This is a genomic window from Pseudomonas brassicacearum (assembly GCF_003732225.1).
Lineage (GTDB): Bacteria > Pseudomonadota > Gammaproteobacteria > Pseudomonadales > Pseudomonadaceae > Aquipseudomonas > Aquipseudomonas brassicacearum_E.
In genome coordinates this window covers 160453-172562 of sequence record NZ_MOBJ01000012.1, presented here as the reverse complement: position 1 = coordinate 172562, position 12110 = coordinate 160453, and the positions used below count along the sequence as shown (strand labels likewise).

Annotated in this window: 12 protein-coding genes; 5 read left to right on the top strand and 7 right to left on the bottom strand. The window is 60.4% G+C overall.

What is annotated here, in order from left to right:
- Nucleotides 1–85 precede the first annotated feature (85 nt).
- The 6 genes from BK659_RS19185 to bioB all read right to left on the bottom strand — a co-directional run bounded on the left by BK659_RS19185 (nucleotide 86) and on the right by bioB (nucleotide 5102).
- Nucleotides 86–382 (bottom strand): pyrroloquinoline quinone biosynthesis protein PqqE, encoded by a 297-nt coding sequence (locus tag BK659_RS19185; RefSeq protein WP_123426545.1) that lies wholly within the window; start codon nucleotides 380–382, stop codon nucleotides 86–88.
- 107 nt (nucleotides 383–489) lie between these two features.
- A complete protein-coding gene (gene bioD / locus BK659_RS19180) occupies nucleotides 490–1170 on the bottom strand; it encodes a dethiobiotin synthase (protein ID WP_123426544.1) in 681 nt (226 codons plus the stop codon).
- A complete protein-coding gene (gene bioC, locus BK659_RS19175) occupies nucleotides 1167–1979 on the bottom strand; it encodes a malonyl-ACP O-methyltransferase BioC (protein ID WP_123426543.1) in 813 nt (270 codons plus the stop codon). The genes bioD and bioC overlap by 4 nt, the downstream gene beginning before the upstream one ends.
- Nucleotides 1972–2703 (bottom strand): alpha/beta fold hydrolase, encoded by a 732-nt coding sequence (locus BK659_RS19170; RefSeq protein ID WP_123426542.1) that lies wholly within the window; start codon nucleotides 2701–2703, stop codon nucleotides 1972–1974. Before BK659_RS19170 ends, bioC begins: the two co-directional genes overlap by 8 nt.
- Complete coding sequence (gene bioF, locus BK659_RS19165) at nucleotides 2696–3874, bottom strand: 8-amino-7-oxononanoate synthase (RefSeq protein ID WP_123426565.1); 1179 nt, start codon at nucleotides 3872–3874, stop codon at nucleotides 2696–2698. The genes BK659_RS19170 and bioF overlap by 8 nt, the downstream gene beginning before the upstream one ends.
- A gap of 172 nt (nucleotides 3875–4046) precedes the next feature.
- On the bottom strand, nucleotides 4047–5102 hold the full coding sequence (gene bioB / locus BK659_RS19155; RefSeq protein ID WP_123426541.1) for a biotin synthase BioB: 1056 nt from the start codon (nucleotides 5100–5102) through the stop codon (nucleotides 4047–4049).
- A 90-nt stretch (nucleotides 5103–5192) separates the two neighbouring features.
- Here bioB and BK659_RS19150 point away from each other — a divergent pair, with 90 nt between their 5' ends.
- The 5 genes from BK659_RS19150 (at nucleotide 5193) to rarD (ending at nucleotide 10977) form a co-directional block, all read left to right on the top strand.
- Nucleotides 5193–5933 carry a ComF family protein gene (locus tag BK659_RS19150; RefSeq protein ID WP_123426540.1) on the top strand — a complete coding sequence of 247 codons (741 nt, stop codon included), beginning with the start codon at nucleotides 5193–5195 and terminating at the stop codon, nucleotides 5931–5933.
- A 60-nt stretch (nucleotides 5934–5993) separates the two neighbouring features.
- Nucleotides 5994–6758 carry a TOBE domain-containing protein gene (locus BK659_RS19145; protein WP_123426539.1) on the top strand — a complete coding sequence of 255 codons (765 nt, stop codon included), beginning with the start codon at nucleotides 5994–5996 and terminating at the stop codon, nucleotides 6756–6758.
- A 107-nt stretch (nucleotides 6759–6865) separates the two neighbouring features.
- Nucleotides 6866–8767 carry a PhoX family protein gene (locus tag BK659_RS19140; RefSeq protein WP_123426538.1) on the top strand — a complete coding sequence of 634 codons (1902 nt, stop codon included), beginning with the start codon at nucleotides 6866–6868 and terminating at the stop codon, nucleotides 8765–8767.
- Nucleotides 8768–8953: 186 nt separating this feature from the next.
- On the top strand, nucleotides 8954–9928 hold the full coding sequence (locus BK659_RS19130; protein WP_123426536.1) for a serine/threonine protein kinase: 975 nt from the start codon (nucleotides 8954–8956) through the stop codon (nucleotides 9926–9928).
- 161 nt (nucleotides 9929–10089) lie between these two features.
- Complete coding sequence (gene rarD / locus BK659_RS19125) at nucleotides 10090–10977, top strand: EamA family transporter RarD (RefSeq protein WP_123426535.1); 888 nt, start codon at nucleotides 10090–10092, stop codon at nucleotides 10975–10977.
- 224 nt (nucleotides 10978–11201) lie between these two features.
- On the opposite strand, the gene BK659_RS19120 is transcribed toward rarD, so the two are convergent.
- Nucleotides 11202–11720 carry a glycine cleavage system transcriptional repressor gene (locus BK659_RS19120; protein WP_123426534.1) on the bottom strand — a complete coding sequence of 173 codons (519 nt, stop codon included), beginning with the start codon at nucleotides 11718–11720 and terminating at the stop codon, nucleotides 11202–11204.
- Between the last annotated feature and the right edge of the window lie 390 nt (nucleotides 11721–12110).

The following is a 12110-nucleotide window of genomic DNA, read 5'->3' as shown; positions in this document are numbered from 1 at the left end:
TAGGAAAGATTAGTTGAACGAGAAGGACATGCCCGACAGAACCCCGCGCCCAGGGCGGCGTTCAGGCAAAAGGTTCAGCGAGGGATCAAGCAAAAGTATTGATCAGCGTACCAAGCATTTCGTCAGAAGCCTTGGCGATTTTGACGCCCAGCTCTGCCTGGATCTTGCCTTGGGACATATCGACCATATTGCTGGCCAGGTCTGATTGCTGGCTGCGATCGACCGAGCGTAGCCGGTCGACTTGAGCTTCCAAGGACTGGCTGGTGGCGGAGCGTTCGACAGTGGTGTTGGCGATCTGGCTGGCGGCCTGATCGACACGGTTCTGCCCAGACTGAATAGTGCTCAGACCGGCATAAAAAGCGCTGCTTCCCGAGATTTCCATGGGACGACTCCACCCTGCAAAGGATAAACAGCGCTCATTGAACCAGAGACACTGACAAAAGGCTCGACAAAAACACTAATGGCACAATGCCTTGTCATAGGCAAAATCTAGTCGAGCAAATCCAGCTGAAGATACTCCGCTACCGCTTCTGCCGTGACCAGCTTGAGTTTCGGCACTCGCCCCAGACACGGTGCCGGCAGGCGTTCAGCCAGCGTGGCCAGGTTTTCTTCCAGCCGCGAAGTCTTGGGGTCAATGATGTTGGCCACCCAACCCGCCAGTTGCAAACCATCCCGGGCAATCGCCTCGGCCGTCAGCAACGCATGATTGATACAACCCAGGCGCACGCCAACCACCAGAATGACCGGCAGATCCAGTGCCATCGCCAGATCCGAAAGATTGTCCTGGTCAGCCAGTGGCACCCGCCAACCACCCGCACCTTCGATCAGCGTGAAATCGGCCTGCTTGTCCACTATGTGCCGCATCGGCGCCAGCAACGACTGGACCGTCAGCGCGAAACCCGCCTCACGTGCAGCCAGATGCGGAGCGATGGCCGGTTCGAAGGCTACCGGATTGACCTCGGCATAGGTCAGCGGCAACGAGCATTGCGCCAGCAGCGCCAGCGCGTCGGCATTGCGCAAACCTTTGGGCGTCACCTCGCAGCCGGACGCCACAGGTTTCCCGGCCGCCGTACTCAAGCCCGCCAGCCGCGCGGCGTGCAACAGGCCGGCGGCAATGGTGGTCTTGCCGACGTCGGTATCGGTGCCAGTGATGAAATAGGCTGCGCTCATTGTGGCTTCTCCAACACGGCGTAAACCACCTGATAAGTCGCGGGTAGTCCTTGCGCCTGACGAAACTGCTCATAGGCGTCGATCAAACCCATGATCCGCGCCCGACCTGTCAGCCCGTCCGGCCGACCAGGATTGAGATTATGCGCGCCCAAGGCCTTGAGTTCGTGAGTCAGACTACGCACATCCGGATAATGCAGCACGTGCGGGCAACTTTGCAGGCTGATCACGTTCAAGCCACTGGCCGCACACAGCTGTTGATACGTACTGAACTCACGGAAGCGGTTGACGTGTACCAGGCCATCGACCTGACGCCAACTGTCGCGCAATTCATACAGCGTACCCACGCAGAGACTAGCAAACGCCAACACACCGCCAGGTTTCAGAACCCGATTGGCCTCGCTCAGCACCGCCCCGAAATCGGCACACCACTGCACCGCCAGACTGGAAAACACCAGATCGCAGCTCGCGTCCCGCAACGGCAAGCGCTCGGCATCGCCAGCAATGAAATGTGTCGCGCCGCCCAAGGGCCGTGCGTGATTGAGCATGCCTTCAGCGATATCCAGCGCCAGCCCTTCGCTGGCGTTGAATCGCTCAGCCAGCGCACGACTGAAATACCCCGTGCCACAGCCCAGATCCAGCCAGCGAACGGGCGATCGATCAGCCGGCAATCGCCCCAGCAGTTCACTGCCGACATCGCGCTGCAATTCGGCAACGCTGTCATAGCTGGCTGCTGCGCGGGAGAAGGATGCCGCAACCTGACGCTTGTCGGGCAAGCCGCCGGGCAGGTTGGGAAGGGACAAATCAGTCATCACCGGACTCATGCAAAAAGGCCTGGATGGCCCCCGCCACACCGTGGGGGTCTTCCAGAAGAAACGCGTGACTGGCCTGTTCAATCAGACCAATTTCGACATCAGGGAGTAACGCCAGAAGCTCACTGGCGGCTTCGGCCGGGACCAGCTCGTCGAGCCCGGCGAACAGGTGCAACTGCGGGCCACGAAAGGCCTGCAACGCTTGCCGATTGTCCAGTTGCGCGAGCACTTCCAACCCGCTCATCAACACCGGCGCCGGAGTATTCGGCGCCCCCGCGAGCAGCAGACGCGACAGCCCGCGCGGGTCTTCGGAACCTTGGGCGCAGAGCAGGCTAAAGCGTTTGAGGGTCATGCGCGGGTCAGTACGGCACCCGTCCAGAAACGCATCGAAAGTCTCGCCCGGCATAGCGCTCGACCACTCGGCATGCGCCACAAAAGAAGGGTTGCTCGCCAGCGTCAGCAAGCCGCAGCAGCGGTCGCCACGTCGAGCCGCCAGCTCTGAAGCGAGCATCCCGCCGAGCGACCAACCGCCGAGCCAGGCATCTTTTGGCAGGGTTGAATCCAGCTCGTCGAGCCATTCATCGAGGTCGCCCGATTCCAGTTCTGGCAGCGGCTCGATTTCAACACGCAGGTGTTCATCCAGCCCCTGCAAGGCCGCTGCCAGTGGCTCCAGCGGTGAAATGCCAAGCCCCCAACCGGGCAACAGAATCAGACGATCACGCATGGTTCGGCTCCGCTCCCAGTTGCTGAAGACAATCGGCCAGACCTTCTAACAATAGCTGCACCTGCGCCTCACTGTGCGCCGCGGTCAAGGTCACGCGCAAACGTGCACTGCCGGCTGGCACGGTGGGTGGGCGGATCGCGGTCACCATCAGCCCGCGCTGACGCAGCATCTGCGAAAAAAGCACGGCGCGCCCGGCGTCGCCGATCATGATCGGCTGGATCGGTGTAGAGCTGTCCATCAACTCCAGACCAATCTGCTCGGCGCCCTTTCGGAATTGGCGAATCAGCACGTTCAAATGCTCGCGTCGCCAATGTTCGCTGCGCAGCAACTCAAGACTTTTCAGGGTTGCGCAGGCCAGGGCCGGTGGCTGACTGGTGGTGTAAATGTAAGGTCGGGCGAACTGGATCAGGCTTTCGATCAGGTCATCACTGCCCGCGACAAACGCGCCCGAAGTGCCGAACGCTTTACCCAATGTGCCGACCAATACCGGCACATCCTCCAGACTCAAACCGAAGTGCTCGACGATCCCGCCGCCATTGGCGCCCAAGGGACCAAAGCCGTGGGCGTCATCGACCATCAGCCACGCGCCTTTGGCCTTGGCCTCGCGAGCCAGCGTCGGCAGGTCGGCGATGTCGCCGTCCATGCTGAACACCCCGTCGGTCACCACCAGCGTATTGCCGGTGGCCTTTTCCAGACGTTTGGCCAGGCTGACCGCGTCGTTGTGCAAATAGCGATTGAAGCGCGCCCCCGACAACAACCCGGCATCCAGTAACGATGCATGATTGAGTCGGTCTTCAAGCACGGTATCGCCCTGCCCGACCAGCGCGGTGACCGCGCCCAGATTAGCCATGTAACCGGTGGTAAACAGCAGCGCACGCGGGCGCCCCGTCAGATCGGCCAAGGCTTCCTCAAGCGCGTGATGCGGACTGCTATGGCCGATCACCAGGTGTGAAGCGCCGCCACCGACACCCCAGCGGGCGGCACCGGCACGCAAGGCTTCGATCACTTCTGGGTGATTGGCCAGGCCCAGGTAGTCGTTGCTGCAGAACGCCAACAATGGCTGGCCATCGACCACCACTTGCGGACCTTGTGGGGTCTCAAGCAATGGACGCTGACGATAGAGGTTTTCGGCACGACGGGCAGCGAGACGTGCGGCGAGATCGAAAGACATGCAGGCCTCGAAGGTCAACTCACAAACTCAAGGTGGGTACAATTTATGTGGGAGCGAGCTTGCTCGCGATGGCGGTCTGACAGTCAACATAGATGTTGAATTTCCCGGCCTCATCGCGAGCAAGCTCGCTCCCACATTGTCTTGTATTCCTTCAACAGGATCGGTGGAGACGTCAAACAGCGGCGTTGTAGAACTGCTCGCTGCTTTTCTGTTCGACCAGTGCTTGCTCGATCGCTGCCTGATGCACTTCATCAGCGTGCTCTTCGCGGGCTTCAGGCAGGATGCCCAGACGCCCGAACAGTTGCATGTCCTTGTCAGCCTGCGGGTTGGCGGTGGTCAGCAGCTTGTCGCCGTAGAAAATCGAGTTGGCACCGGCGAAGAACGCCAGGGCCTGCATCTGCTCGTTCATCGCTTCGCGGCCAGCGGACAAGCGCACGTGGGATTGCGGCATCAGGATACGGGCGACGGCGAGCATGCGGATGAAGTCGAACGGGTCGATATCGTCGGCATTTTCCAGCGGCGTACCGGCGACTTTCACCAGCATGTTGATCGGCACCGACTCCGGGTGCTCCGGCAGGTTGGCCAGCTGAATCAGCAGGTTGGCGCGGTCGTCGAGGGACTCGCCCATGCCCAGAATACCGCCCGAGCAGATCTTCATCCCCGACTCACGCACGTACGCCAGGGTTTGCAGACGCTCGCTGTAGGTGCGGGTGGTGATGATGCTGCCGTAGAACTCCGGCGAGGTATCGAGGTTGTGGTTGTAGTAATCGAGGCCAGCCTGAGCCAGGGCTACGGTCTGGTCCTGATCGAGACGGCCGAGAGTCATGCAGGTTTCCAGGCCCATGGCCTTCACGCCTTTGACCATCTCCAGCACGTACGGCATGTCTTTGGCCGACGGATGCTTCCAGGCAGCGCCCATGCAGAAACGGGTCGAACCGATGGCCTTGGCGCGGGCAGCCTCTTCGAGGACCTTCTGCACTTCCATCAGCTTTTCTTTTTCCAGACCGGTGTTGTAGTGACCGGACTGCGGACAATATTTGCAATCTTCCGGGCAAGCGCCGGTTTTGATCGACAGCAGCGTCGACACCTGGACGCGATTGGCGTCAAAGTGCGCGCGGTGCACCGTCTGCGCCTGGAACAACAGGTCGTTGAATGGCTGAACGAAGAGTGCTTTGACTTCAGCCAAAGACCAGTCATGACGCAGGGTTGCAGTGGTGCTGGCGCTCATGGGCGTTTCCTTGTTTATGCTTGGCAAGCGGCTGCGGAACGGAATATCCACAGACGCGACACGGATGTTCGGCATATTTAAGGAAGAGTCATGCGCTGTCAACCACGATACAAAGGGCCGGTTTACATCTGGTTAAAAAACGAACAATGCTGTTTGCTCTGCGATGAACTGTCTGACACCCCTCAGCCGATTTGCACGTCTTGCGAAACCGAGTTGCCCTGGCTCGGCGATCATTGCCAGGTCTGCGCCCTGCCCCTGCCCGTGGCCGGTCTCACCTGCGGCCAGTGCTTGCAGGAGCCACCGGCCTTCGAGCAGGTCATCGCGCCCTGGACCTACAGCTTCCCGCTCGACAGTTTGATCACCCGTTTCAAGCACACGGCAAAGTGGCCATATGGCCGCCTGCTTGCCGAACTTCTTGCTCAATCCCTGCAACATCGCTTCGATGAAGGCCTCAAGCGCCCCGACGCATTGGTACCGGTGCCCTTGGCCCGCAAACGGCTGCGCGAGCGTGGCTATAACCAGGCCGCGATGCTCGCCCGCTGGCTCAGCGACAGCCTGCAGATCCGTTGCGATGAGAATCTGTTGCTACGCACCCAGGACACCACCGCGCAGCAGGATCTGGACGCCAAGGCGCGCAAACAGAACCTGCTCAGAGCTTTCGCGCTGATGCCGGAGGCGCAGATCAAGGGTCGCCACCTGGCGCTGGTCGATGACGTGCTGACCACCGGTGCCACCGCGCAAAGCCTGGCTCGCTTGCTGATCGGGGCGGGCGCGGCGCGGGTCGACGTTTATTGCCTGGCGCGCACACCAAAACCCGGGGAGCTGACTTGACTCTCGCGCCCCAAGCCGCCAACGTCCAAATCCATCACTCCCCGTTTGCAGCCCCTTACCATGTCCTTGCCCACATTGTTGTCCCAGCACATCGTCCGTCGTCCGCAGCGCATTGCCTTGCTGCAACACATCGCCGAACAAGGCTCGATCACCCGCGCCGCGAAAAGCGCCGGGCTGAGTTACAAAGCGGCGTGGGACGCGATCGACGAGCTGAACAATCTGGCGCAAAAACCACTGGTGGAGCGCAGCGTCGGCGGCAAGGGCGGCGGTGGCGCAAAGCTGTCCAGTGAAGGTGAGCGGGTGCTGCGACTTTATCAGCGCCTGCAAGCCTTGCAGGCACAGGTGCTGGAAGCCGCCGAAGACGCCAGTGACCTCGATTTGCTCGGGCGCTTGATGCTCAGGACCAGCGCGCGCAATCAGTTGCACGGCACGGTCACGACCATCGACACTCAAGGCCGCAACGATCTGATCAGCCTGGAACTGGCTGAAGGGCTGATCATTCAGGCGCAAATCACCCACGACAGCACCCTGCGTCTGGAACTGGTAACAGGCACTGAAGTGGTGGCGCTGATCAAGGCCGGCTGGCTCGATTTGCTCGGTGCCGGTCAACTCGCAACACCTGGACACAATTGTTTGAAGGGCACCATCGAGGAGATTCTCGACGCCGAAGATGGCCCCAGCGAAGTCAGAATTGCCCTGCCCAACGGTCAGACGTTATGCGCCCTGGCCGAGCCGCTACACCTCAAAACCCTGGGTTTGAGCGCCAAAAAGACCGTACAGGTGCAGTTCTCACCCTCCAATGTCTTGCTCGGCACACCGCTCTAACCCAAGCCTGCGGCTACGGATTGGCGGCGTTCCTCAACCGCGCAACTGCAACATTTGTGTCATAGACGCTCCTTAAGGTGACTGCAAAAACCAGCAGGGAGCCTGATGTGAGCCTATTAGAAGAAAACCAAGCCACCGACCTCGAAAAAATCGTCGGCCTCAGTCGTCGAGGTTTTATCAGCGCCGGCGCCCTCTGCGGTGCCGCGATGTTCCTCGGCGGCAACCTGCTGAGCCGCAGCGTGCTGGCCGCCAGTGTCAGCGCAGGCTCGAGCAAACTGCTGGGCTTCGACAGCATTGCAGCCGCCACCAGCGACGCCATCACCCTGCCGCCGGGTTACAAGTCCTCGGTGTTGATCAGTTGGGGCCAGCCGCTGCACAAGGACGGCCCGGCCTTCGACCCGACTGGCAATGGCAGCGCCCAGGCCCAGGAAACCCAATTCGGCGACAACAACGACGGCATGAGCCTGTTCGCCTTCCCCGGCGACGACAATCGCGCGCTGATGGCGATCAACAACGAATACACCAATTATCGCTACCTCTACGCCCACGGCAGCATGCCGCAGTCGGCCGAAGAAGTGCGCAAAGCGCTGGCCTGCGAAGGCGTGTCGGTGATCGAAGTGCAGCGTAAAAACGGCCAATGGCAGTTCGTTCAGGGCTCACGCTACAACCGCCGAATCCACGGCAACTCGCCGCTGCATTTGAGCGGCCCGGCCGCAGGCCATGAACTGATGAAAACCGGGCACGACAAGGCCGGTAAGAAAGTGCTCGGTACCTTCCAGAACTGCGCCAATGGCAAGACGCCGTGGGGCACTTATCTGACCTGCGAAGAGAACTTCACTGACTGCTTCGGCAGCAGCAATCCCGAACATAAATTCGACGCCGCACAAAAGCGCTATGGCGCATCGGTCGCCAGTAAAGAGATCAACTGGCACCAACACGACCCGCGTTTTGACCTGGCGAAAAACCCCAACGAACTCAACCGACACGGTTGGGTGGTGGAAATCGACCCGTTCGACCCGCAATCGATTCCGGTCAAACGCACCGCCCTCGGTCGTTTCAAACACGAGAACGCGGCTCTGGCCGAGACCCATGACGGTCGCGCGGTGGTGTACATGGGCGACGATGAGCGCGGCGAGTTCATCTACAAATTCGTCAGCCGCGACAAGATCAATCACACCAACCCCAAGGCCAACCACGACCTGCTGGACCACGGCACGCTGTACGTCGCACGTTTTGATGCGGGTGATAGCAACCCCGACCATCCAAAAGGTCAGGGTCAGTGGATTGAGCTGACTCACGGCAAGAACGGTATCGACGCCAGCAGCGGTTTTGCCGATCAGGCCGAGGTGCTGATTCACGCACGTCTGGCCGCCAGCGTCGTCGGCGCCACGCGCATGGACCGCCCGGAGTGGATCGTCGTCAGCCCGCAAGACGGCCAGGTCTATTGCACCCTGACCAACAACGCCAAGCGCGGCGAAGACGGGCAACCGGTGGGTGGGCCGAACCCTCGGGAGAAAAACGTCTATGGGCAAATTCTGCGCTGGCGCACCGATCGCGACGACCACGCGTCGCTGACGTTCGCCTGGGATCTGTTCTTGGTGGCGGGCAATCCGGGCGTGCATGCCGGGACAGCGAAAGCCGGCTCGTCGAACATCACGCCACACAACATGTTCAACAGCCCGGATGGTTTGGGTTTCGACAAGGCCGGTCGTCTGTGGATTCTCAGCGACGGGGACTACAGTAATGCTGGCGACTTCGCGGGCATGGGTAACAACCAGATGCTCTGCGCTGATCCTGCGACCGGTGAAATCCGCCGCTTCATGGTCGGCCCGGTGGGCTGCGAAGTGACCGGCATCAGCTTTTCGCCGGACCAGAAGACCTTGTTTGTCGGGATTCAGCATCCGGGGGAAAACGGTGGGTCGACCTTCCCTGAGCATTTACCGAACGGTAAGCCGCGCTCATCGGTGATGGCAATTTCGCGGGAAGACGGCGGGATCGTCGGCGCCTGATAGGCCCTCATCGCGAGCAAGCTCGCTCCCACATTGGATCTGTGAACACATGACCCTGTGGGAGCGAGCTTGCTCGCGAAGGCGTCAGTAAAAACAACACTCATCTCAAGCCCAACCACTAAAGTCGCCCCTTCTGCGCTACCATGCTTGGCCGGACGCGGCAGCCTGCTGCGCGCAGGAGTCAGCATGTCTCACCCGTTTGAAACACTTACCCCCGATCTGGTGCTCGATGCCGTAGAAAGCATTGGCTTTCTCAGCGACGCCCGTGTCCTTGCGCTCAACAGCTATGAAAACCGTGTCTATCAGGTTGGCATCGAAGATGGCGAGCCGCTGATTGCCAAGTTCTACCGTCCGCAACGCTGGACCAACGCCGCCATCCTCGAAGAGCACCGCTTCACCTTCGAACTCGCCGAGTGCGAGGTGCCGGTGGTTGCGCCGATGATTCACAACGGTGAGAGCCTGCACGAACACGCCGGTTTCCGCTTCACCCTGTTTCCGCGCCGGGGCGGCCGTGCGCCGGAGCCGGGCAATCTCGATCAGCTCTACCGTTTGGGCCAATTGCTTGGCCGCTTGCACGCGGTTGGCGCCACCCGCCCCTTCGATCACCGCGAAGCACTGGGCGTAAAAAATTTCGGCCATGACTCACTGGCCACCCTGCTCGAAGGCAATTTCATACCGCGCAGTTTGCTGCCAGCCTACGAGTCGGTCGCCCGCGACCTGCTCAAGCGTGTGGAAGAGGTCTACAAAGACACGCCGCACCAGAACATCCGCATGCACGGCGATTGCCATCCCGGCAACATGATGTGCCGTGACGAGATGTTCCATATCGTCGACCTCGACGACTGTCGCATGGGACCTGCGGTGCAGGACCTGTGGATGATGCTCGCCGGTGATCGTCAGGAATGTCTCGGTCAGTTGTCAGAACTGATGGATGGCTACAGCGAGTTCCACGACTTCGACCCACGCGAGCTGGCGCTGATCGAACCGCTGCGGGCCTTGCGCCTGATGCACTACAGCGCGTGGTTGGCGCGGCGTTGGGATGACCCGGCGTTCCCTCACAGCTTTCCGTGGTTTGGCACCGAACGTTATTGGGGCAACCAGGTGCTGGCACTGCGTGAGCAACTGGCGGCGCTCAACGAAGAGCCACTGAAGCTTTTTTAATTTAAAGATCAAAAGATCGCAGCCTTCGGCAGCTCCTACGGCGTACTCAACGCACTGTAGGAGCTGCGGCACGCTGCGATCTTTGTTTTTGAATGCGGGACACAGCCGGACAAATCTCCTTACAATCCCCACTTTGTTAGCTGCCTAAGCAAGGATTCTGCATGCAAGCCGCCAACCCGCGTCGCGGGTACATATTGGGCCTGAGTGCCTACATCATCTGGGGATTGTTCCCGCTCTACTTCAAAGCCATCGCCGACGTACCTGCCGTGGAAATCATCATCCACCGGGTACTTTGGTCGGCGCTGTTCGGTGCCTTGCTGCTGATGGTCTGGAAGCACCCGGGCTGGTGGCGTGAACTGCGCGAGAACCCACGGCGGCTGGCAGTTCTCGCGCTGAGCGGCACGCTGATCGCGGCCAACTGGCTGACCTACGTCTGGTCGGTGAACAACGGACGCATGCTCGAAGCCAGCCTCGGTTACTACATCAACCCGCTGGTGAACGTGCTGCTGGGCATGCTGATCCTCGGCGAACGGCTGCGACGCCTGCAGTGGTTCGCCGTCGGGCTGGCCACCGTTGGCGTCGCGCAGCAGGTCTGGCAAGTCGGCAGTCTGCCGTGGGTGTCGCTGGTGCTGGCGCTGACCTTCGGCTTCTACGGACTGATCCGCAAACAGGCTCCGGTCAAAGCGCTGCCCGGGCTGGTGGTGGAAACCTGGATGCTGGTACCGATCGCCCTTGCCTGGTTGCTCTTCAACCCGACAGCCAGCAGCGCCCAAGCCGCGTTCTGGAGCACCTCCGAAGCCTGGTGGCTGGTCGCCGCCGGTCCGATAACGCTGGTGCCGTTGGTCTGTTTCAACGCCGCTGCACGGCATCTGCCCTACACCACCCTCGGCTTCCTGCAATACCTGGCGCCGACGCTGGTGCTGCTGCAAGCCGTACTGCTGTTCGGCGAGCACCTGTCGTCCACCACGCTGGTGGCCTTCATGTTTATCTGGGCGGGTCTGGCGGTTTACAGCATCGACGCCTGGATGAGTTTGCGCCGTCGCCGCTGATCAAAAAACGCACAAACCCTTGCAGGCCACGGCCACCATGGCCTGCAAGCATCCTTCCCAAGGTTATCCACAGCGTGATCCCCGCCGTTTGTGCACAAGCCCTTGAAACTGCTGGTTTTTTGAACAACTCCTGAAGAGCCTTGGCCGGCTTGGGCTGGCGACGAGTCTCTACAGGTTATCCACAGGCAGGTGCACGCTTTACTTGGATAACCTTTCCCCTCGCCTTATGGCTCGCTGCGCAGCACCAACTCCACCATCAAATCATCGGCCAGGGTTTCCAGTCGCGACTGCAGTACGTCCAGGGAAAGGGTCAGCGGTACCGCAAGAATCGCTTCGGCGTGGAACAGCGGCTCGCTGCTCATCGGCGCCGGGCGCACGTCGGTCACCAAGCGTTCAAGATTGACCCCCTGCTCACTCAGCAAACGCGTGATGTCACGCACGATCCCCGGTCGGTCGTTACCGACCAGTTCCATGGCGATCGGCTTCCAGGTGCAGGATTGCTCGATACCGCTTTCAGCGATCAGCACCCGAATGCCTTGGGAGGACAGCGCCTGAAGTGCATCGACCAATTCGTCATAGGCCTCGGCCGGCACGCCCACCCGAAGGATCCCGGCAAACTGCCCGGCCATCCGTGACATGCGGCTCTCTAGCCAGTTACCACCGTGTTCGGCGATACATTGAGCAATGCGCTCGACCTGGCCGGGCTTGTCCGGGGCGAATACGGTGAGTACGAGATGGTCCATGGTGCAGCCCTCTTGTCATGACTTTTGTTATAGAAAGGCAAGTATAGGCAAGGGACTCGATTCAGCGCGGTGCCGCTTTTGTGGCGTGGGAACCAAAGCCCCATAGCAGTGCATTGAAGATTATGTGTACAAGTTTTTAGATTTATCTGGAACAATCCAATAGTTTTTTGAGAACATCCCGTTCCCCGGCGTGACCGCAATGCGTCATGGGGTCGCAGAACGACGTAATTAGTCTAATTTTCACAACCGCAATTCATCATGTAGTATGCCGCAGCGCGCACTACATAACGTTGGATCGATGTCTGCCCAGGCGCCATCGCAACCCTCAAAGCCCCGTCAGCAAGGCTTCACGCCGTTGATTGGAACCACCCAGCCGCCAGCAATGGCATG

Bases quoted from the DNA above. Each gene is read 5' to 3' on its own strand.
- BK659_RS19185 (WP_123426545.1), bottom strand. From the start codon at position 382: ATGGAAATCTCGGGAAGCAGCGCTTTTTATGCCGGTCTGAGCACTATT.
- bioD (WP_123426544.1), bottom strand. From the start codon at position 1,170: ATGAGCGCAGCCTATTTCATCACTGGCACCGATACCGACGTCGGCAAG.
- bioC (WP_123426543.1), bottom strand. From the start codon at position 1,979: ATGACTGATTTGTCCCTTCCCAACCTGCCCGGCGGCTTGCCCGACAAG.
- BK659_RS19170 (WP_123426542.1), bottom strand. From the start codon at position 2,703: ATGCGTGATCGTCTGATTCTGTTGCCCGGTTGGGGGCTTGGCATTTCA.
- bioF (WP_123426565.1), bottom strand. From the start codon at position 3,874: ATGTCTTTCGATCTCGCCGCACGTCTCGCTGCCCGTCGTGCCGAAAAC.
- bioB (WP_123426541.1), bottom strand. From the start codon at position 5,102: ATGAGCGCCAGCACCACTGCAACCCTGCGTCATGACTGGTCTTTGGCT.
- BK659_RS19150 (WP_123426540.1), top strand. From the start codon at position 5,193: ATGCGCTGTCAACCACGATACAAAGGGCCGGTTTACATCTGGTTAAAA.
- BK659_RS19145 (WP_123426539.1), top strand. From the start codon at position 5,994: ATGTCCTTGCCCACATTGTTGTCCCAGCACATCGTCCGTCGTCCGCAG.
- BK659_RS19130 (WP_123426536.1), top strand. From the start codon at position 8,954: ATGTCTCACCCGTTTGAAACACTTACCCCCGATCTGGTGCTCGATGCC.
- rarD (WP_123426535.1), top strand. From the start codon at position 10,090: ATGCAAGCCGCCAACCCGCGTCGCGGGTACATATTGGGCCTGAGTGCC.
- BK659_RS19120 (WP_123426534.1), bottom strand. From the start codon at position 11,720: ATGGACCATCTCGTACTCACCGTATTCGCCCCGGACAAGCCCGGCCAG.